The sequence below is a fragment of the Amycolatopsis sp. VS8301801F10 genome, from assembly GCF_046195355.1.
In the GTDB taxonomy this organism is placed as follows: Bacteria; Actinomycetota; Actinomycetes; order Mycobacteriales; family Pseudonocardiaceae; genus Amycolatopsis.
Genome location: NZ_CP176065.1, coordinates 1,384,426 through 1,403,711, shown reverse-complemented (window position 1 = coordinate 1,403,711; position 19,286 = coordinate 1,384,426). Strand labels below are relative to the sequence as shown.

Annotated in this window: 18 protein-coding genes, 2 tRNA genes and 1 pseudogene; 16 read left to right on the top strand and 5 right to left on the bottom strand. The window is 67.3% G+C overall.

What is annotated here, in order from left to right:
* Positions 1–64: 64 nt before the first annotated feature.
* From gyrB to F9C11_RS06770, 12 genes and pseudogenes are all read left to right on the top strand, one after another.
* Positions 65–2,032 carry a DNA topoisomerase (ATP-hydrolyzing) subunit B gene (gene gyrB / locus F9C11_RS06825; protein ID WP_409184051.1) on the top strand — a complete coding sequence of 656 codons (1,968 nt, stop codon included), beginning with the start codon at positions 65–67 and terminating at the stop codon, positions 2,030–2,032.
* A gap of 49 nt (positions 2,033–2,081) precedes the next feature.
* Positions 2,082–4,676, top strand: a complete 2,595-nt coding sequence (gene gyrA / locus F9C11_RS06820; protein ID WP_409184050.1) for a DNA gyrase subunit A — start codon at positions 2,082–2,084, stop codon at positions 4,674–4,676.
* A gap of 35 nt (positions 4,677–4,711) precedes the next feature.
* On the top strand, positions 4,712–5,365 hold the full coding sequence (locus F9C11_RS06815; RefSeq protein ID WP_409184049.1) for a DUF3566 domain-containing protein: 654 nt from the start codon (positions 4,712–4,714) through the stop codon (positions 5,363–5,365).
* A 50-nt stretch (positions 5,366–5,415) separates the two neighbouring features.
* Positions 5,416–5,489 (top strand) — tRNA-Ile (locus F9C11_RS06810).
* 209 nt (positions 5,490–5,698) lie between these two features.
* On the top strand, positions 5,699–5,959 hold the full coding sequence (locus F9C11_RS06805; RefSeq protein ID WP_409184048.1) for a hypothetical protein: 261 nt from the start codon (positions 5,699–5,701) through the stop codon (positions 5,957–5,959).
* Entirely contained in the window at positions 5,956–6,609 is a 654-nt protein-coding gene (locus tag F9C11_RS06800; RefSeq protein ID WP_409184047.1) for an RNA polymerase sigma factor, read from the top strand. The genes F9C11_RS06805 and F9C11_RS06800 overlap by 4 nt, the downstream gene beginning before the upstream one ends.
* A gap of 911 nt (positions 6,610–7,520) precedes the next feature.
* Positions 7,521–7,706: pseudogene (locus tag F9C11_RS06795) on the top strand (sigma factor-like helix-turn-helix DNA-binding protein); the annotation flags it as partial.
* Positions 7,707–7,856: 150 nt separating this feature from the next.
* Positions 7,857–9,248 (top strand): hypothetical protein, encoded by a 1,392-nt coding sequence (locus tag F9C11_RS06790; protein WP_409184046.1) that lies wholly within the window; start codon positions 7,857–7,859, stop codon positions 9,246–9,248.
* Entirely contained in the window at positions 9,245–10,015 is a 771-nt protein-coding gene (locus F9C11_RS06785; RefSeq protein WP_409184045.1) for a phosphotransferase, read from the top strand. Before F9C11_RS06790 ends, F9C11_RS06785 begins: the two co-directional genes overlap by 4 nt.
* 150 nt (positions 10,016–10,165) lie before the next feature.
* Positions 10,166–10,336, top strand: coding sequence for a DLW-39 family protein (locus F9C11_RS06780; RefSeq protein ID WP_020663676.1), 171 nt, complete (start codon positions 10,166–10,168; stop codon positions 10,334–10,336).
* Positions 10,337–10,366: 30 nt separating this feature from the next.
* Positions 10,367–10,439, top strand: a tRNA-Ala gene (locus tag F9C11_RS06775).
* Between the two features lie 164 nt (positions 10,440–10,603).
* Positions 10,604–11,224, top strand: coding sequence for a hypothetical protein (locus tag F9C11_RS06770; RefSeq protein ID WP_409184044.1), 621 nt, complete (start codon positions 10,604–10,606; stop codon positions 11,222–11,224).
* A gap of 7 nt (positions 11,225–11,231) precedes the next feature.
* On the opposite strand, the gene F9C11_RS06765 is transcribed toward F9C11_RS06770, so the two are convergent.
* Entirely contained in the window at positions 11,232–11,657 is a 426-nt protein-coding gene (locus tag F9C11_RS06765; protein ID WP_409184043.1) for an ester cyclase, read from the bottom strand.
* Positions 11,658–11,730: 73 nt separating this feature from the next.
* On the opposite strand from F9C11_RS06765, the gene F9C11_RS06760 reads away from it, so the two are divergent.
* Positions 11,731–12,360 carry a TetR/AcrR family transcriptional regulator gene (locus F9C11_RS06760; RefSeq protein WP_409184042.1) on the top strand — a complete coding sequence of 210 codons (630 nt, stop codon included), beginning with the start codon at positions 11,731–11,733 and terminating at the stop codon, positions 12,358–12,360.
* Here F9C11_RS06760 and F9C11_RS06755 read toward each other — a convergent pair.
* Positions 12,357–13,421, bottom strand: coding sequence for an ankyrin repeat domain-containing protein (locus F9C11_RS06755; RefSeq protein ID WP_409184041.1), 1,065 nt, complete (start codon positions 13,419–13,421; stop codon positions 12,357–12,359). The genes F9C11_RS06760 and F9C11_RS06755 overlap by 4 nt on opposite strands.
* A 45-nt stretch (positions 13,422–13,466) precedes the next feature.
* The gene (locus F9C11_RS06750; protein ID WP_409184040.1) at positions 13,467–13,943 is read right to left on the bottom strand and encodes a MarR family winged helix-turn-helix transcriptional regulator; all 477 of its coding nucleotides are present in this window, start codon (positions 13,941–13,943) and stop codon (positions 13,467–13,469) included.
* 19 nt (positions 13,944–13,962) lie between these two features.
* Between F9C11_RS06750 and F9C11_RS06745 the strand changes: the two genes are divergently transcribed.
* Together F9C11_RS06745 and F9C11_RS06740 are read left to right on the top strand one after the other, a co-directional pair.
* Complete coding sequence (locus tag F9C11_RS06745; protein ID WP_409184039.1) at positions 13,963–14,841, top strand: LLM class flavin-dependent oxidoreductase; 879 nt, start codon at positions 13,963–13,965, stop codon at positions 14,839–14,841.
* 294 nt (positions 14,842–15,135) lie between these two features.
* The gene (locus F9C11_RS06740) at positions 15,136–15,321 is read left to right on the top strand and encodes a UTRA domain-containing protein (RefSeq protein WP_409184038.1); all 186 of its coding nucleotides are present in this window, start codon (positions 15,136–15,138) and stop codon (positions 15,319–15,321) included.
* Position 15,322: 1 nt separating this feature from the next.
* On the opposite strand, the gene F9C11_RS06735 is transcribed toward F9C11_RS06740, so the two are convergent.
* The gene (locus tag F9C11_RS06735) at positions 15,323–15,946 is read right to left on the bottom strand and encodes a TetR/AcrR family transcriptional regulator (protein WP_409184037.1); all 624 of its coding nucleotides are present in this window, start codon (positions 15,944–15,946) and stop codon (positions 15,323–15,325) included.
* A gap of 88 nt (positions 15,947–16,034) precedes the next feature.
* Between F9C11_RS06735 and F9C11_RS06730 the strand changes: the two genes are divergently transcribed.
* Positions 16,035–18,089, top strand: coding sequence for a HelD family protein (locus F9C11_RS06730; protein WP_409184036.1), 2,055 nt, complete (start codon positions 16,035–16,037; stop codon positions 18,087–18,089).
* On the opposite strand, the gene F9C11_RS06725 is transcribed toward F9C11_RS06730, so the two are convergent.
* A complete protein-coding gene (locus tag F9C11_RS06725; RefSeq protein ID WP_409184035.1) occupies positions 18,071–19,270 on the bottom strand; it encodes a glycosyltransferase 87 family protein in 1,200 nt (399 codons plus the stop codon). The two genes, F9C11_RS06730 and F9C11_RS06725, sit on opposite strands and share 19 nt — an antisense overlap.
* Positions 19,271–19,286: the final 16 nt, after the last annotated feature.

Sequence of the window (19,286 nt, the reverse complement as noted above, 5' to 3'; positions counted from 1 at the left end):
GCGGGCAAGTACACTGTTGTAGTAGCGGGCGTCCGCTCGGGCGAGACGAGGAGAAACAACGCCGGTGACCGAGAACAAAAGCGAGTACAACGCGTCGTCCATCACCGTGCTCGAAGGCCTCGAAGCAGTTCGCAAGCGCCCCGGCATGTACATCGGTTCCACCGGTGAGCGGGGTCTCCACCACCTGGTCCAGGAGGTGGTGGACAACTCCGTGGACGAGGCGATGGCGGGGTACGCCACCAAGGTCGAGGTTACCCTGCTCGCGGACGGCGGGGTGCGAGTCGTCGACGACGGCCGCGGGATCCCCGTCGACATGCACCCCAAGGAGAAGAAGCCGACGCTCGAGGTCGTGCTCACCATCCTGCACGCGGGCGGCAAGTTCGACAGCGACTCCTACGCGGTGTCCGGCGGTCTGCACGGCGTCGGCGTCTCCGTGGTGAACGCGCTGTCGACGAAGCTGCTCGCCGAGATCAAGGTGAACGGCCGCAGCTGGCGCCAGGAGTACATCAACCAGGTCCCGGGTCCGCTCGAAGACCTCGGCCCGGCCACCGACACCGGCACCACCATCACGTTCTGGGCCGACGGCGACATCTTCGAGACCACCACCTACAACTTCGAGACCATCTCGCGCCGCCTGCAGGAGATGGCGTTCCTCAACAAGGGCCTCACCCTGTCGCTGCGCGACGAGCGCGTCGCCGACGAGGAGACCGAAGAGGACGCCGCGGGCAAGCAGGCGCGGGTCAAGGAAGTCGTCTACTGCTACCCGGGCGGGCTCGAGGACTTCGTCAAGCACATCAACGGCAGCAAGGACCCGATCCACGAGAGCGTCATCTCCTTCGACGCCAAGGGCGCCGGCCTCGAGGTCGAGGTCGCGATGCAGTGGAACACCGGGTTCACGCCGTCGGTGTACACCTTCGCCAACACGATCAACACGCACGAGGGCGGCACGCACGAAGAGGGCTTCCGCGCCGCGCTCACCCGCGTGGTCAACGCGTACGCGCGCGAGAAGAAGCTGCTCAAGGAGAAGGACGCGAACCTGACCGGCGACGACGTGCGCGAGGGGCTCGCCGCGATCGTGTCGATCAAGCTGTCCGAACCGCAGTTCGAGGGCCAGACGAAGACCAAGCTGGGCAACAGCGAGGCCAAGACGTTCGTGCAGCAGCAGTCGAACGAATGGCTCGCCGACTGGTTCGAGCGCAACCCTGGCGAAGCCAAGACGATCATCAACAAGTCGATCTCGTCGGCGCAGGCCCGGCTCGCCGCCCGCAAGGCGCGCGACCTGGTGCGGCGCAAGGGCGCGCTGGAGATCGGCGGTCTCCCGGGCAAGCTCAAGGACTGCCGGTCGAACGACCCCGGCGAATGCGAGCTCTACATCGTGGAGGGCGACTCGGCGGGCGGTTCGGCCAAGGAAGGCCGCGACTCGATGTACCAGGCGATCCTGCCGATCCGGGGCAAGATCATCAACGTCGAGAAGGCCCGGATCGACCGCGTCCTCAAGAACACCGAGGTCCAGTCGCTGATCACCGCGCTCGGCACCGGCATCCACGACGATTTCGACATCTCGAAGCTGCGTTACCACAAGATCGTGCTGATGGCCGACGCCGACGTCGACGGCCAGCACATCACCACGCTGCTGCTCACCCTGCTGTTCCGGTTCATGACGCCGCTGATCGAGCACGGCCACGTGTTCCTGTCGCGGCCGCCGCTGTACAAGATCAAGTGGCCGCGGTCGGAGCCGGAGTACGCGTACTCGGACAAGGAACGCGACGCGGTCATCCAGGCCGGCGTCGAGGCGGGCCGCCGCCTTCCGAAGGACGACGCGATCCAGCGCTACAAGGGTCTCGGCGAGATGAACGCCGAGGAGCTGTGGGAGACCACGATGGACCCGGCGAACCGGCTGCTCGGGCAGGTCACCCTCGACGACGCCGCGCAGGCCGACGAACTGTTCTCCGTGCTGATGGGCGAGGACGTGGAAGCCCGCCGTTCGTTCATCACGCGCAACGCCAAGGACGTGCGCTTCCTGGACGTGTAGGCGTCCCCTTCCCACCCGCTTCCCAGGACTGCTCACCGAGAAGGACCCCATGACGGAAACCTTGCCGCCGGAACACGACCGGATCGAACCGGTCGACATCCAGCAGGAGATGCAGCGCTCCTACATCGACTACGCGATGAGCGTCATCGTGTCGCGGGCGCTGCCGGACGTGCGCGACGGCCTCAAGCCGGTGGCGCGCCGGATCCTGTACTCGATGTTCGACTCCGGGTTCCGCCCGGACCGCGGGTACAACAAGTGCTCCCGCGTCGTCGGCGACGTCATGGGCAACTACCACCCGCACGGCGACTCGGCGATCTACGACGCGCTCGTGCGGCTCGCCCAGCCGTGGTCGCTGCGCTACCCGCTGATCGACGGGCAGGGCAACTTCGGCTCGTCGGGCAACGACCCGGCGGCCGCGATGCGGTACACCGAGTCCCGGCTCGCGCCGCTCGCGATGCAGATGCTCGCGGACATCGAAGAGGACACCGTCGATTTCCGCGACAACTACGACGGGCGCACCCAGGAGCCCGACGTGCTGCCGTCGCGGTTCCCGAACCTGCTGGTCAACGGCGGTTCCGGGATCGCGGTCGGGATGGCGACCAACATCCCGCCGCACAACCTGCGCGAGGTGTCCGAAGGCGTCGTGTGGGCGCTGGAGAACCCGGACGCGACCGACGACGAACTGCTGGCCGCGCTGCTCGTGCGGATCAAGGGCCCGGACTTCCCGACCAAGGCGATGATCCTCGGCACGTCCGGCATCGAGGACGCCTACCGCACCGGCCGCGGCTCGATCCGGATGCGCGCGGTCGTCGAGGTGGAAGAGGACGCGAAGGGCCGCACCATCCTGGTCGTGTCCGAGCTGCCGTACCAGGTCAACCCGGACAACCTGGTGGAGAACATCGCGCACTTGGTGCGCGACGGCAAGATCACCGGGATCGCGGACATCGCGGACGAGTCCAACAGCCGTTCCGGCATGCGGATCGTCATCACCATCAAGCGCGACGCGGTGGCGAAGGTGGTGCTGAACAACCTGTTCAAGCACACCCAGCTGCAGCAGAACTTCGGCGTGAACATGCTGGCGTTGGTCGACGACGTGCCGCGCACGCTGCGGCTCGACCAGATCATCCGGCACTACGTGAAGCACCAGGTCGACGTGATCGTGCGGCGGACCCGGTTCCGGCTGCGCAAGGCCGAGGAACGGGCCCACATCCTGCGTGGCCTGGTCAAGGCGCTCGACATGCTGGACGAGGTGATCGCCCTGATCCGGCGGTCGCCCTCGGCCGACGAGGCCCGGCCCGGCCTGATGGAGCTGCTCGAGATCGACGAGATCCAGGCCACCGCGATCCTGGACATGCAGCTGCGCCGGCTGGCCGCGCTGGAACGGCAGCGGATCATCGACACCCTCGCCGAGATCGAGCTGGAGATCGCCGACCTCAAGGACATCCTCGAGAAGCCCGAGCGGCAGCGCGCGATCATCCGCGACGAGCTGATGGAGATCGTCGACAAGTACGGCGACGACCGGCGCACCCAGATCATCCCGTTCGACGGCGACGTGTCGGTCGAGGACCTGATCGCGCAGGAAGACGTCGTCGTCACCATCACCCGCACGGGCTACGCCAAGCGGACGAAAACCGATCTGTACCGCTCGCAGAAGCGCGGCGGCAAGGGCGTGCAGGGCGCGACGCTGAAGCAGGACGACATCGTCCAGCACTTCTTCGTGTGCTCCACGCACGACTGGATCCTGTTCTTCACGAACAAGGGCCGGGTGTACCGGGCGAAGGCCTACGACCTGCCCGAGGCCAACCGCAACGCGCGCGGCCAGCACGTGGCGAACCTGCTCGCGTTCCAGCCGGACGAGCAGATCGCCCAGGTCATCGAGATCCCGAACTACGAGGTCGCGCCGTACCTGGTGCTCGCCACGAAGCGCGGCCTGGTGAAGAAGACGAAGCTCACCGACTTCGACTCCAACCGCGCGGGCGGGCTCATCGCGATCAACCTGCGCGAGGGCGACGAGCTGATGGGCGCGGTGCTGGCCGCGGCCGAGGACGATCTGCTGCTGGTGTCGGCGGGCGGCCAGTCGATCCGCTTCCACGCGACCGACGAGGCGCTGCGCCCGATGGGCCGCCCGACCTCGGGCGTGCTGGGCATGCGGTTCAACGACGGTGACGAACTGCTCGGCATCAGCGTGGTCAAACCGGACAAGTTCCTGCTGGTCGCCACGGACGGCGCGTATGCGAAGCGGACGCCGATCGAGGACTATCCGGTACAGGGCCGCGGCGGCAAGGGCGTGCTCACCATTCAGCACGACAGCAAACGTGGCAGGCTGGTGGGGGCACTCATCGTCGACGAGGACGACGAGCTGTTCGCCATCACGTCCAGCGGCGGGGTCATCCGCACGCCGGCGCGGGACGTGCGCAAGGCGGGCAGGCAGACCAAGGGCGTTCGGCTGATGAACCTGGGCGACGGCACCACTCTTCTCGCGGTCGCACGCAACGCGGACGAGGGTTCGGACGTCGCCAATGGTGGCGAGGACTCCGCCGGGGAAACTCCGGAAGTTCCGGCTTCCGAGACGGTTTCGGAAGAGGCGGCGGAGGCTACGCCAGAGGAGCCCACAGCAGAAGACGGCACGGCGCCGGAGCAGTGATCGGCGCCCCACGCACGGGTAAGGACTGACTCAACGTGGCACCATCCGACAAGGCCGACGACGCGTCGGCCAACCCGCCCTGGCAGCGCACCGCCAAGGACGGCGGCGGCGACTCCGAGGCCATGGCCACGGCGCGGATCGCGACCGAGGACGTGCCCACCGCGGCCCCCGAGCCGGCCGCGGCCGAGAACGACTACCCGGTGACCGGTTCGGCGGCGCCCCGGCTCTTCGGAGGCGAGGCCCCGCCGCCGGCGGCGGCCGACGTGCCGCCCGCGGGCCGCACCCGGCCGACGCCGAGCGCACTGCGCCGCCCCGGCCGCGGCCCGCGACGGGCGAGCCTGCAGATCAAGCGGTTCGACCCGTGGTCGGTGCTGAAGCTGGCGCTGGTGCTGGGCGTCGCGATGTTCTTCGTCTGGCTGGTCGCGGTCGGCGTGCTCTACACGGTGCTCGACGGCATGGGCGTGTGGGACAAGCTGAACGGCACGTACTCGTCCCTGGTCGGCGGCGAGGGCGCGAACGCGTCCGCGGAACCGCTGATCAGCGCCGGTCGAGTGTTCGGCATCGCGGCCATCCTCGGGGCGATCAACATCGTGCTGGTGTCCGCGCTGGCCACGGTGAGCGCCTTCATCTACAACGTGTCGGCCGACCTCGCGGGCGGCCTGGAGGTCACGCTCTCGGAACGAGAGTAACCCGGTTGCAAGGGCGGATGAGGGGTCCGGTAGAGTTCTCCTCGTTCGACGGGCCCATAGCTCAGGCGGTTAGAGCGCTTCGCTGATAACGAAGAGGTCCCAGGTTCAAGTCCTGGTGGGCCCACATTTCCGGAAGGCCGGTTCGCAGTCGCGGACCGGCCTTTCTGGTATTTCGGATGACTGTCGCTTCGAGAAGTCCGTGGCCTCCGCATCTGTCGTTGCGGATCTCGGGCCAGGCAGTCGGAAGACTCTGCCAAGAAGATCTTCGCCCGGTGCGATTCTTTCGAGAGCCCACCCTCGGTTGAAGGGGTAGAGCGAAAGGAGGTCCTCCCGATGACCTCGAACACCTTCTTCCCCGATTTCCCCGAGTCGGACCTCATCACGATCCCGCGCCCACGATCGCTGGTGCGTCTGCTGGCTCACCTGGTCGGACTGCGCACTCGTCGATTGGCAGCCCGAGACCGGGGCGCGACGCTCGTCGACGCGGCGCGGATCCTGAGCGACTCCGGCCGGCCTGCCCAGGTGGTCAGCCGCGATCCCGCCGGGGGCGAGTGGTCGGTCACGCTCGGGCCCGCTGCTCCGGAGACGGCATGACGAGCCCTTCGGAGTGTCCTGGAGGAGAAGACGATGACCACCATCGTGATGCCGCTGGGGAGTCGACGCCCGAGGAAGCGTTCCGCCACCAGCCCGCCGTTCTCTACGGCCGGGCCGCGATGAAGTCCATCCGCGATACCGTCATCCCGGCTGTGATCGGTTACGCCACGAAAAGGCTGGGCGGCGACCGGCAGGCCGGCGAAGAGGTCGCTGCGACCGCGTTTTACGAACTCGCCCGCCGCTGGCAGGCCAAAGGGGCACTGCGCGAGCCCCGTCGACTGCTGTTCCAGATCACCGAGGACCGGTGCGTGGACCAGTTGCGCAAGAAGAGCAAGCCGCCGATGCCCATCGACGGCGCGACGCTCGCGAGACTGCTCGAAAACACCGCCAGCAACCTGTTGGACTCCGAGTTTCGAGCCGGGTTGTTCACCGAGGACATCATCAGGAAGGCTTTGCGCACGCTGCCGACGCGGCAACGGCAAGTCCTTGAGCTTCGCTATGGACTTGAGTGCGAACTCGACGACACCGCCGCCCTGCTCAAGACCACGGTCAACGCCGTGAAGTCGCTGCAACAGCGCGGGCTGGCCAAGCTCAGAGAATCACCGCTGCTCGCCCGTCACCGCACGACCGCACCGGAGGTTCAGCGATGAGCGCACTTCCGCCCCTCGACGGCAACGACATCCGGTTCGACATCGACCACGTCATGGACCGCGCTCTCGCAGCTAACGAAGCTGACCTCGCCCAGCACGGACGAGTCCTGCCCACGCTGGCCAACACCGTTGAGGTTGCCTACGAATCGTTCGGCATCGGACTGCAGAAGATGACCGAACAGCGCTATTCGGAAGCCGTGTCCTGGCTGGCCACCGCCGTCGACAACAATGTCGAGTTCGCCAGGCCCATGCTCGGGATCAGCCTCGAGGTCGCCGAGCCGATTCCGGCCGCCAGGACCGCGCTGGGTGACGAGCGCGAAGACACCCTTGCCCGTCAATTGGCTGACGATGACGCAGAAAAAACCGACGACGGCGCGACACCCATCTTCAACACTGTCCTGGCCGACCATCGAGACAGCGAAACACCCGAAAACGTCGGAGAAACCCGCGTGCAAGCCGGCCAAGCGGTTCCGTACCCGGAGTCTGCTGGGCGTGCCAGGGACAACCGTCAGGCGAACTTGAGCCAGGACCGCAGCATGACAAGGCTCGAGTCCGCCGTGCTGTGCGTGCCGTCGAAACTCCTGGAACCGAACTCTCTCGCGGCTCGGACGTTCGACGTGCAGTTCCGATGGGGAGAACGAGGTGAACTGCGTTTTGCGACTGGACATTCTTGGCCGTTGACGAACTTCGCGCTCGTGACTGAAAAAGCGTGCGTTTGCGATGACCATGGTCACGACGTCGAGGTCCAGGGGATCACCCCGGGTGGTCTGCTGGTGATCCAGTCGAAGCGGAGCGAAGCACGCACAGCACCGACGGAGCGTTCCGTCGGTACCGGAGACGCGCGATCCCTGAGCAGCTCCATGCCTGTCGAGGTTGGTCGGTCCGCTGTGCAATCACTTGATCCCGGTGCCCGGATGCAGCGCCTGGTGGCGCATCTGCCGAAGCTGCTGCAGGAGGTCATCGTGCTCCGTGTCGTAGTTGGGTTATCGGCGGCCGAAACGGCGGAGGTGCTGGGCACGACGGTGGGCGCTGTGCGCGTCGCTCAGCACCAAGCCTTGGGTCGATTGCGTGGGCGAGTCGAGGCCGAAGAGGTTCTGGAGGTAGTGAATGACCGTCGCTCAGACTTACCCTCAGCTGGCATGCAGTGGTGTTTGCCTGGAGCACGCCCGTGATCGTCGTCCTTGGCTCGGCCAGCTTCTGGATATTTCGGATGACTGCTCAGCGGGGTTCTAGCCAGAATCAGCGGCATGCAGACCCCAGCGCAGATCCGTGCGCAGTTGAGCCTCGCCGCGGCCAACCGGCGTTTTTCGTCTGGTCTGGCCGAAGCCGAGGCCTGGCTCGCGTCGGCGACCGCGCGCGAGATGCTGCGGATCGACTACTACGCCCGCCAGGCCCGCTATCCGGTGCCGGTGCTGGGGCGGGCTCGCGACTGGAAGCTGAAGAACGCGACGCCGGTTGTCGCCGCGCTGGCTTCGATGCACCCCGACGGGCGTCTTCGCGAGCAGGCCGTTCGCGTGTTGTGCGCATCGGCTGGGGTGGTGAGCGACCGGGCGTTGGCGGTGCGGGTTACCGACCATGTCGAGGTGGTTCGCGAGCTGGCTGAACGGGAGGTGCTGCGGCGTACGACGTTGGTGCAGGCGGAGCGGATCGTGCCGTTGTTGCAGCGGATTTCGCAGCGAGGGCGGGGTTCGCAGGTGCTTGAGCGCTATCTGCGTGCGCTGGTTGACGCGCATGGCGAGGTGTCGGTGTGGGAGTGCCTGCGGAGTTCGGAGGACTTTGACGTCCGGCGGACCGCGTTCCGGCGCAGCTTCGAATCCGGGCTGTTCGGTTTGCCGGACGCGGTCCGGTTGCTGCCGCGGGAACGGGACCAGGTCGTCCGGCGGAAGTTGATTCAGGCGATCGCGGAGTCGGGGACGCCGGACGTCATCGCCGAGTCGTTGTTGCGCGGCCGCTCTGCGGAGAGCCGGGTGCTGGGGTTGGTGAAGCTGACCGCGGAGCAGCTCGATCCCGTTGACGTGGAACGACTTCTGGTCGACCGGTCGGTGCTGGTGCGGATGTGGGCGCGGCTGCGCTGGCAGGAAATGGGGCGCGATCCGGTCGAGGTTTACGCGGCGGTCGCGCGTTCTTCCGCCGCGCCGGTGGTGCGGGCTCGCGCGTACGTCGGGCTGGCGGAAGCTGGGGCTGAGCTGGACCGTGCGGAGATTGTCGAGCTTGCGCGGAGTGCGGATCTGGCGTTGAAGAAGGTTGGCTTGTCGTTGCTGCGCGGGAAAGCTGTTGCCGCGGAAGTGCATTGGCTGCTGCGGGAAATGACTGGCGAGGATTCGCGGGTGGCCCGGTTGGCCGGGGACGTGCTCAGCAGTAGCCCGCAGCTGTGGTCGCTGGCGGATTTGGCGGTGCTGAAGGATTCCGCGGATCCCGCGATTCAGCGTCGGGGATGGTGGCTGCACCGAAGCCTCGGCGGATGGGAAGCGGTGATCGCCGACCTGGAGTCCGGAGCGTTCCGGGATCGGCTGGAGCTGCCGATGTATTTCCGGCCGACTCCCGCGCAACGGCAACGAATCATGGAGCTGGTCGGCGCGCTTTCCCTTGGCAGCGGCCAGGATTCGGAGATTGAGTTCGCGCTCGGGCTTCCGGCGTGACCGGCGAGGAACTGGGCGAGGGTTGGGACAGCGTCGCGACGCTGGTCGACGGGCGGTGGGTCGAGCGGCGGCCTCAACGGGACGAGGTGCGTGCGTGGCTGGTGCGGGAGACGCGGGTGTTGCCGTGGCTGGCTCCGCAGTTGCCGTTGGCCGTGCCGATTCCGGTGGTGTGGCGGGAAAATCCGTTGGTGGTCCGGCATGAACTGGTGCCGGGCGAACCGGGTGAACTGACTGCCGACGACGGCCGCGTGCTCGGTCGATTCCTTCGTGCCTTGCACGGTGCGGATGCGGCCAAGGCGCGGGAACTCGGTGCCGAGCCGGAGATCCTGGCGCTCTACGCGGTCCCGCCGTTGCTGGGTCCGCTGGCCGATCGCGGGCGGGCGCTGCTGGCGGAGGTCCGAGATTATCCAGCGGACACCGTCATCCATGCCGACCTCGGGCCGGAGCACCTGCTGAAGCAGGACGGCCGGGTGAGCGGGGTGATCGACTGGACCGACTTGTCGCTCGGAGACCCCGCGCGCGACCTGGCGTGGCTGTTGCACTGGACTTCGGCGGAGTGCGTCGCGGCGTTCTCGGAGGAGTACGACGTCACGCCGGAACTGCGCCGTCGCGCGTGGGCGTGGAATCAGCTGGGTCCGTGGTACGAGGTGACGTACGGACTGGAGAACGACCGCCCTGACCTGGTCGAATCGGGCCTCGCCGGCACCCGCGCCCGGCTCGCGGAGACGAGTCAGCCCTGCCGGGAAGAGAAGGACCGGCAGGGCTGAGTGGTGCGTGGCCGCTCGGGCCATCCGATTCAACGGACCGCGCGCTCCGGATATTCCCGGTGTTCCACGTGGAACGGAACCGCTGGACGGGACGCGCGGCGGGTCCGGTAGCATCGTGGGGTAGCGCAAGCACTCAGAAGGGGGCTTCAGGTGAAGAAGCTGTTGGCACTCGCGGTCGTCGCGGGCGGCGTCCTGTTCGTCGTCAAGCGGAACAAGGCGGCCAAGGCCGAGGCTGACCTGTGGCGCGAAGCCACCACGCCTGCCGCCCCGTCGGCGAACGGCAGCGCGCCGGCCAAGGCCGCGGACGCCTCGCGCAACTGACGTCATGCTTCGCGGACCCCGGTCCGCACCGGGCCTGTAGCTCAATTGGTAGAGCACCGCCTTTGCAAGGCGGGGGTCAGGGGTTCGATTCCCCTCAGGTCCACCCGCACTCCCCGTTCGGCCAGAGCCGGACGGGGATTTGTGCGTTAGAGGACCTGCCGCAGGCGGTCGATGATCTTGAAAACGGTGTTTCCGAAGCTGGCTTGACTTCAACTTCCCTTGAAGTTCCATCCTTCGAGAGTCAACACAGCTCTCGAAGGGGTATTCATGACTATCCACCGGCCTGACTTTGCGCGTACGGACGTGGCTGCCGTGCTGGTCGCCGAAACAACCGTCGTCGCGGCGGAGGTGCTTGCGCGGCTGGAGAAAGAGCCGTGGCCTGCCGGGCTGATTTCGTTTCATGCGTTGGCGAGTACCGACGGAGACGCGTCGCTGGTCTACACCCAGTGGGCGGAGGGAGCGGCTGATCCCGGGTTCGTGCGGCGGGTAGCCGAGGGCGAGCCGGTGGAATATCGGTTGTACCGCAGCGGAAATCGGGACGACTCGACAGTTCCGGGGTGCATTGTCGTGGTGAGCGTCGAGTTCGACGGGGCGGACGCGCAGCGGCAGCGGCGTTGGGTGGATACCGTGTTCGACGCGTTGGCCAGTGAGGAAAAGCCCGCGCCGGGCGGGATATCCGGGCATTTCCACGTCAGCACCGACGGGACCCGGGTGCTCAACTATGCGGAGTGGGTCGACGAACAGTCCCATCGCGACGCGTTGGCGCGGTCCGGCAGGGGGACTGTCGGGGTGTCCGACGAGTGGCGGAAGGTGCAGGAATTCCCGGGAGTGCGCGGCAGCGGGGTCCGGCGGTATCGGATGGTGCGCAGCCTTTCGCCGGCGGCTTGAGCCCGGTTCAGGCGGTTTGCGGAGCGAAGGCGGGAAGCGCGCCGAGCTGGATGCGGGCGCCGAGTTCGTCTCGGACGCCCCAGTGTTCGGCGAGCATAGGACCTTCAGTGCGGTAGATGTGCACAGTGGTCATCCGGTACGGCTTGCCTCCGGTGCCCTGGCCGTGAATCGCGTCGACGCCGGTTCCGGTGGCGGTCGCGCGGAGGACGACGCGGTCGTCGGTGTCGAAGACGTCGTCAATGGCGTATCTGATGTTCAGCACCTGGTGCACGAAGGTGAGAATCTGCCGGTAGCCCGCGGGGCCGGGTGGCAGCGGGAACGGCGAACCGTGGTCGATGAAGTCCTGGGTGACCAGGTGGTCGAGGACGGTGAGTTCTCCGGTGTTGATCGCGTCGAACACGGCCAGGGCGGCGGTGCGTGCGGGGTTGTTCATGGCTACGCTCCTCGAAGGAACTTGACTGGAAGCTAAATCCAGTGGAATCAGAATCTAGCCGATAGGGAGGGCTGTGGCAAGGCAATACAGTGCTCCGCAGCGGGAGGAGAAGGCGCGAGCCACCCGCGCGCACATCGTGCGGACGGCGCGCGACCTGCTGCTCGGCGGCGGAGGCTACGCGGGAATGACGATCACCGGACTCGCCGAAACGGCCGGGGTCAGCCCGCAGACGGTGTACAACTCGGTCGGCGGGAAGGCCGAGGTCATCAAGGCGGTCTACGACGTCATGCTCGCCGGGGACGAGGACCAGACGCCGATGAGCGAGCGTCCCGAGTTCCGCCGGGTCGCCGACGCGCCTGACGTGCCGTCCTACGCGGCCGCCTACGCCGCTTGGAGCCGGAAAATCTACGACCGCGTCGGGCCGCTGCTCGGGGTGCTGGTCGCACACGGGCCCGGCGGCGACCCGGTGCTGGAGGCCTTCGTGGCGACCATCGACGCCGAACGCCGGAAGGGCAACACCCACAGCCTGCGCGGCATCGCGGAACGCGGGCAGCTGGCGTGCGAATTCGACGAAGCGGTCGACGCGGTCTGGACGCTGACCGCGCCCGAGGTGTACGACCGGCTCGTCCAGCGTTGCGGGTGGAAACCGGCGGCCTACGAACGGTGGCTGGCGAACCAGTTGGGCGCGGCGCTGTCCGGTTAACGGTGGTACGTGGGCGGAGCCAACGGCAGCGGGGTGGGGTTGAGCCGGACCCAGGCGACGGCGAGTTCGGACAGCCGGGCCAGTTCTTCGTCGTCGCCCTTGCCGGAGCGGGTGCGCTTGGCGAGGACCTGGGCTTCGTGAAGTTCGGCGGCGGGCAACGGGGTGCCCGACGCGAAGTAGCCGGGGAGTGCGCTGGTCATCGCGCGGAAGGCTCGATCCCAGTTCACACTGCCGTTGTCGAGGATTTCGCGAGCGACCTTTCCGGTCACTCGGATCGCCTCTCCCTGCACGGTTTCCGCCGCGCCCGAGGACGGTACGAGCAGTTCCCACAGTTGGTGGTGCTGCTTCTGCCAGGAGCCGGCGGGCACTGTGATCGGGGCGGTGCCGTCGTGGACCAGCCGCGGCGGCACCGGTTCCACGTTGAACAAGCGGTACAACTCGCGCAGGCCGGCGTCGGTCTCGGCGAGGAGATCCGGGTTGAAACCCGCGCGGTGAAACTCGAAGTTGGTGCCGATCCGGCGTACCTGCTTTCGTGCCTCGGCGGTCACGGTCGCGCCGGCTTCGAGGAGGAGAGCGGCAGTTTCGGCCATGTCCGCGATCCCGAGGTTCTCGGTACGCCTTAGTCCGGACAGCAGCGGGGTGGATTCCGGATCGCCGTCGATCGTGGCGTGGATGTTCGCGCCGTGCTCGAGCAGCACTCGCACCGTCGCCGGTTTTTGGTTGCCGGCCGCGCCGTGCAGCGGGGTGCCGCTGCGGGCGCGTGGCCGTTCGAGGTCAGCGCCGAGCGAAAGCAACAGCGGGATCTGTGCTGCGTCGCCCCGTTTGGCTCGTGTCCACAGTGGAGTCTCGCCGTATCGGTCGGAGGCGTTGACGTCGAGACCTTGGCCGACCAGCCAGACGAGGAGTTCGTCCGGACAATCGTCGTAGCCGATCGCCGTCGCGTTGCCGTAACCACCGCGCGCGTCCAGCTCGGTGCGCTCGAACACGGCTTGGAGTTCGGCGAGCGAGGCAGTCGTCAGCATCTCGCCGAAGTTCTTCGGCAGTGTTTTTCGCTTGCGCATCGCGGGTTTCTCCTCGGCGGGAATTCGGCGACGCCAGCCTAGTGATCAGGAGGGCAATTCGGATCGCAACCGATGTTGCAGTTCGATGAGGGTCTGCCGGGCCAATTCGAGGCGCTCGAGGTCAAGGCCATCGGTGGTCCGGAGGGCCAGATCGTCGTACGCCGCCTGCATCCGGTGCAATGCGGCGCGGCCGTCCGGGGTGACTTCGAGCAGTTTGGCGCGTTGATGCGCGGGGTTCGGGCGGTAGCGGGCCAGGTCGTCGTCGACCAGCAGATCGGCGACGCGTTGGACGCTCTGCCTGGTGTGGCCCAGCTGGGAGGCGATCGCGGCGACCGGCGCTGGTTTCTCGTCGACCGCGGCCAGCACCTGGTATCGCGCCACGCTCAACCCGGTTGGGCGGGCGATGCCGTTGCCGACCGCTTCCAGGACGTCGGAGAGCCGGATGACCTCGTCCATCAGGGCGTTGTAGGCGTCGCAGGCTTTCTTGACAGCATGCTGTCGTATCGCTAGCTTGTCGGACATGACAGCATGCTGTCATTCAATGCGGGGTCTGGCAACAGGTCGAGAGGATCATCTGGTGCGAATTGGCATAGGGCTTCCGAATCAAGTGCGCGACGTGGACCCGACGGTCCTGCCGAGGTGGGCGGCGCGGGCGGAGGAGGCGGGCTTTTCCTCGTTGGCGACGATCGGCAGGTACGCGTATCCGGGAGTGAGCGACACGGTCGCGCTGGCCGCCGCGGCTGGGGCGACGGAGCGGATCGGGCTGCTCAGCGGTGTTTTGCTCGCGCCGACGTGGCCGGCTGCGTTGCTGGCGAAGGAAATCGCGAGCATTGACGGGGTTTCCGGACATCGGCTGACGTTCGGGGTCGGGGTGGGGCTGCGAGAAGAGGAGTTCACCGTGCCCGGGCTCGGGGCGCGTGGCCGGGGCGCGCGATTCGATGCCGACCTGGAGATTTACCGCGAAGTGTGGGGCGGCAAGCCTCGCGGGGAAAACGCGGCGGTGCCAAGCGGGACGCGGCAGGTGCCGATGTTGTTCGGCGGCTATACCGAGCAAGCGTTGCAGCGAATGGTGCGATGGGGCACGGGATATATCGCCGGTTCGGGATCGGTGGCGGCGACCGCGCCTCGATTCGAAGCGGCGAAACGTGCTTGGAACGAGGGCGGCCGGGATGGGTCGCCGCGGCTGGTTTCGTTGGCGTACTTCGTTTTGGGAGACGTCGAGGCCGGGGTGGCGAATGTTCGGGACTTTTACCGGTTGGCTCCGAAGGAAGTCGCGGACAGTGTGGTGCCTTGTGTTTCTCCGGAGACGGTTCGGAAGTCCATCGCGGAATTCGGTGAGTTGGGGGTGGATGAGCTGATCTTCGTTCCGGTGACGGATGATCTGGATGAAGTTGCTCGGCTGGCGGATGTCGTTGGCTGATGCCGGATGGTCCGGACGACAGGGCGGGCCAGAACCTAGTTAGCGAGTAGGCCAGGCCTTGTCAGGTCTGGCTCTTTCTCGTCGTTGGCGTCGGGGCCAAGATGAGGTGCATGGCCGAACCCGTCCAGCCCGACAGCATCCAGCGCAGCTCCCAGAGCAGACTGACGCGCGCGGCTCGGGCAGAGAACCAGGCCGCGTTTCTCGCGGACGCCGCCGCCAGTGGATTCGTTCCCTCCGCGTCGGTGGAAGTCCGGTTCGAGCAGGCAGATGCCCGGGTGGCCCAGCATCTGGCGATTGAGGAAGGTCGGTGCGCGGATGCCGACGGCGGAAGAAGCCGCGCTTCTGCAGCTCTCCGCGGAAACGCCCGTCCTGACGGTGACCCGGATTGCCTGCGGCGCGGACAGTTCTCCGCTGGAGATCAACGACATGGTCTTAGCAGCTGACCGTTACCAGCTGTCTTACTCCTGGCCCGCGGACTGAATCACAGCACCGAAGACAGACCCTCCCGCAGCATCCGATAAGCCGCCTTCGCCCGCGCTACCGCGTCCGGGTACGTCTCGTCGGCGCTTCGGCCTCCGCGGATCTCCCAGGCGTTGTGAAATCCCAAGATCCGCTGTGCCCCAAAGACCTGCGAAGCCGCCAACCGGGCGGTGAACTCGTCCCTCACCCCGCACGACGCCTGCAGTTCGTCCACCAAGTCCTGTTCCTTCTGCAACAGGTACGTGGCCAGCCGGGCCAGGAGGGCTGGCGTTGAGTACAGCAGCGTGTGGCACGTGATCGCGTCCGCGGAGTCGTTCAGGCCGGTCAGCGGGTCGCGTTCGGCCAGGCGGTTCAGGAAAGACTCCTCCAGCGCGGACAGCGCCGACATCCCGGCCGGGCGGGTGCGGACGATCTCCGCGGGGCCGTTGTCGTCCATGAACTGGTGGATGACCAGGTCTTCCTTCGTCGGGAAGTACGCGAACAGCGTCGGCTTCGAGATCTCGGCCGCTGCGGCGATGTCGGCTACCGAGACCCCGTCGAAGCCGGATTCCCGGAACAGGCGGAGTGCCGCCGAGGCGATCGTTTCCCTCGTCCGGCGGCGTTTGCGCTCGCGCAGTCCTGACACGGGCGTCAGCCTAACCCGAACCCGAACCCGGATAATAACTTGACTGAGTTGTATATTTAACTCGGACAAGAAATCAGGGGGGCGGGAAGTGGAACCAGAGATCCGGGCGGAGCGCGAGTATCTCCAGGCCTGTCGCGCGGAGCTGGACCGCATGCGGGCGGAGATCAAGAACGCGATCGCGACGGGGATGGGCGAGGGCGACGCGGTCGACGACAAGTACTTCAACCACGTCCTCAGGCAGTTTCGCATCGAGATCGCCGAGGAGCTAGCGGATATCGACGACGCGCCGCTCTTCTTCGGCCGGCTCGACTACCCGCCGGGCGAGGTCTACGAAGCCGCTCGCGGGTCGCATACCCGATCGCCCGAGCAGGACCTGGTTTACCTGGGGCGCAGAGGAATTCGGGACGACGACGGCGAACCGCTGGTGATCGATTGGCGGGCGCCGCTCGCCAGGGCGTTTTACGAAGCCGATCACGATCATCCGATGGGGGTTCGCGTCCGGCGGCGGTACGGGTTCGACCAGGCCGGCGTGCTCAGCGCGTACGAGGACGAGCCGCTCGATCGGCCGGGTTCCTCGGCGAATCGGCTGCTCACCGCGGAGATCGAGCGGCCGCGGCAGGGGCCGATGCGCGACATCGTCGCCACGATTCAGCCGGACCAGATGCGGCTCGTGCGCGCGCCGGTCGACCGGACGATCTGCGTTCAGGGCGCGCCGGGGACCGGCAAGACCGCGGTGGGTCTGCATCGGCTGGCGTATTTGCTCTACACCGAGCGGGTGCGGCTGCAGAAGGCCGGCGGGGTCGCGGTGATCGGGCCGAACCGGGCGTTTCTCGCCTACATCGCGGGCGTGCTTCCGGCGCTCGGCGAGGTGGCGGTTTCCCAAGCCACGATTGACGAATTGACCGGGGCGGGCCGCTCGGCCGGGTACGTCGACGAGCCGCGGACCGCGCGGATCAAGGGCGACGTGCGGATGGCGGAGGTCGTCCGGAGGCAGCTCTGGGCGCGGATTCAGCCGGTCGACCGGACGCTCGAAGTGAAGTACCAGCACCGGACCTGGCGGCTGTATCCCGAGGACATCGCCGAGGAACTCACCGAAATCCTCAGTCGCGGCGCGGACTACAGCGCCGGGCGGGAATTGCTGGCCCAGCGGCTCGCGCATCGGATCCTGCGGGAGATGGAGCGGTCCGGCGGTACGAGCGCGACCCTGCCTCAGCTTCGCCGCAACGCCGCGATCAACAAGGCGGTCCGGGACATGTGGCCGGCGGTCGAACCGGCCCGGCTCGTCTACGACTTGCTTACCGATAAAGCAACTCTCGCGGAAGCGGCCGACGGAATCCTCACTGCCGAGGAGCAGGAAGCGCTGCTTCGGCCGCGGCCGCGCAGCTGGAAGGCGATGACCTGGTCCACGCTCGACCTGGCGTTGCTGGACGAGGTCGCGGCGCTGATCGAACGTCCGGCGAAGCTCGGGCACGTCGTGGTGGACGAGGCGCAGGACCTCAGCCCGATGCATTTGCGGGCGATCGCGCGCCGCTTGGCTGGTGCGTGCACGGTTCTCGGCGACGTCGCGCAGGCGACCAGTCCGTCCGCGGTCCGCGATTGGGCCACCGTGCTCACTCACCTGGACCGGCCAGGCGGGCGGATCGAAGAACTCACCCACGGCTACCGCGTCCCGGCGGATGTTCTCGATTTCGCGGCTCGGCTGCTTCCGCACATCGCTCCGGAGCTGCGCAGTCCCACGTCGTTCCGGCATTCCGCGGATGCCTTGCAGCTGACCGAAACGGACGAGCCGGTCGCCGCCGCGGTCGATGCTTGCGAGAAGGCGTTGAAGCAGGAGGGGTCGATCGGACTGCTGGCTGCGGACACGGAGGTCGCCGAGTTGGGCCGGGCGCTTGCCGAGCGCGGGCTGGACTACACAGTGCTCGGCAGCGAGGGCACGGCCCGGATCACGTTGGCACCAGTGAGTTTGGCGAAGGGCCTGGAGTACGACACGGTTCTGGTGGTCGAACCGGCGCGCATCGTGGCGGCGGAAGAGCGTGGGCTGCAACGGTTGTACGTCGCGCTCACCCGAGCGGTCAGCACGCTGCACGTACTCCACTCCGAAAAACTGCCGGAACCGTTGCTGGCTCAGACCGCGGCGGTTTGACGGCGCGTCGCGTAGCACTGCCAGCCGAGAAAGCCCAGCGCCAGCAGCAAATAACTGTTGCCGACCAGATGCTCGACCGGTCCCCAGGACAACTCCAGGTACCCGTTCTTCGGCAGCCAGGAATGCGGTGCGATGACGAAAATCGCCGCCACGGCAACCAATCCGGCGACCGCGATCCGGGTGTGTGCGCGAGCGGCGAACAGCACGATCGCGGGCACGATCCACACCCAGTGGTGCGACCACGAAATCGGCGAGCACACCAGGATCGCCGCGGTGTTGAGCAGGAACGCCATCGGCGGGTCGGCGCGCAGCATCGCCGGGATGGTCAGTGCGAGCGCGGCCAAGGTCAGTACCGTGACCAGGATCAACGTCGGCGTGTCCGGAAGGCCGAAGCGGTGCACCGCGCCCTGAATGGTCTGGTTGGTCGCGAAAATCGACCCGCTCATCCCGGACGCACCGGTCAGCCCGCCGCCGAACCAGTACTTCGTCGACGCTTCCGGCGCGATCACGAATCCGGCCACCCCCGCGAGCACGAAGGTCACCACGGTCGTCACGGCCGCGCGGAAGTCCTTTTTCAGCAGGAAGAACAGCAGGAATCCGGCCGGGGTGATCTTCATGGCGGCGGCCAGGCCCAGCAGGACGCCGCGGGGCAGCCGGGTGCGGGGGCCGAGGCAGTCGAGCACCACGAGCGCCATCAGCAGCAGGTTGATTTGCCCGAACCACAACGTTTCGCGAACTGGTTCGAAAGCCAGCGATCCAGCTCCGATCAGCAGCGCGGCCAGCAACGCAGTCCGTCGCTGGGCATGCGGCCGCACCACGAAGTAGACAGTCCCGCAGAGCGCGGTCAGCGAAACGGCGAGCATCACCATCGCGCCCAACGGCAACGGCAGCGCGGCGAAGATCAGGAACACGACGGCCGCGAACGGCGGGTAGATGAACGGCAGGATCAGCCCGGCGCGGGTCGGCGGGAGCGGGCCGTAGACGTCGTCGCCCTGGGCCAGCGCCCGCGCGCCGGACCGGTAGATCTCAAGGTCGAGCGGCCACATCGTGCAGACGAGCCACAGGATCACCGCTGCCGCCGCGACCGACGCGAGGACCAGCGCGAACACCGCCGGTCGGCGGGCGCCGGCGTCGTCTAGCCACCGGCGCAGCGCGACAGCGGGGGGCCGGAGGGAAGTCACTCCGCGATCATGCCTA

Excerpts from the sequence above, each read along its gene's own strand:
- gyrA (WP_409184050.1), top strand. The coding sequence starts at position 2,082 with ATGACGGAAACCTTGCCGCCGGAACACGACCGGATCGAACCGGTCGAC.
- F9C11_RS06800 (WP_409184047.1), top strand. The coding sequence starts at position 5,956 with ATGACGAGCCCTTCGGAGTGTCCTGGAGGAGAAGACGATGACCACCAT.
- F9C11_RS06750 (WP_409184040.1), bottom strand. The coding sequence starts at position 13,943 with ATGTCCGACAAGCTAGCGATACGACAGCATGCTGTCAAGAAAGCCTGC.
- F9C11_RS06770 (WP_409184044.1), top strand. The coding sequence starts at position 10,604 with ATGACTATCCACCGGCCTGACTTTGCGCGTACGGACGTGGCTGCCGTG.
- F9C11_RS06745 (WP_409184039.1), top strand. The coding sequence starts at position 13,963 with ATGCGGGGTCTGGCAACAGGTCGAGAGGATCATCTGGTGCGAATTGGC.
- F9C11_RS06765 (WP_409184043.1), bottom strand. The coding sequence starts at position 11,657 with ATGAACAACCCCGCACGCACCGCCGCCCTGGCCGTGTTCGACGCGATC.
- F9C11_RS06755 (WP_409184041.1), bottom strand. The coding sequence starts at position 13,421 with ATGCGCAAGCGAAAAACACTGCCGAAGAACTTCGGCGAGATGCTGACG.
- F9C11_RS06805 (WP_409184048.1), top strand. The coding sequence starts at position 5,699 with ATGACCTCGAACACCTTCTTCCCCGATTTCCCCGAGTCGGACCTCATC.
- F9C11_RS06790 (WP_409184046.1), top strand. The coding sequence starts at position 7,857 with ATGCAGACCCCAGCGCAGATCCGTGCGCAGTTGAGCCTCGCCGCGGCC.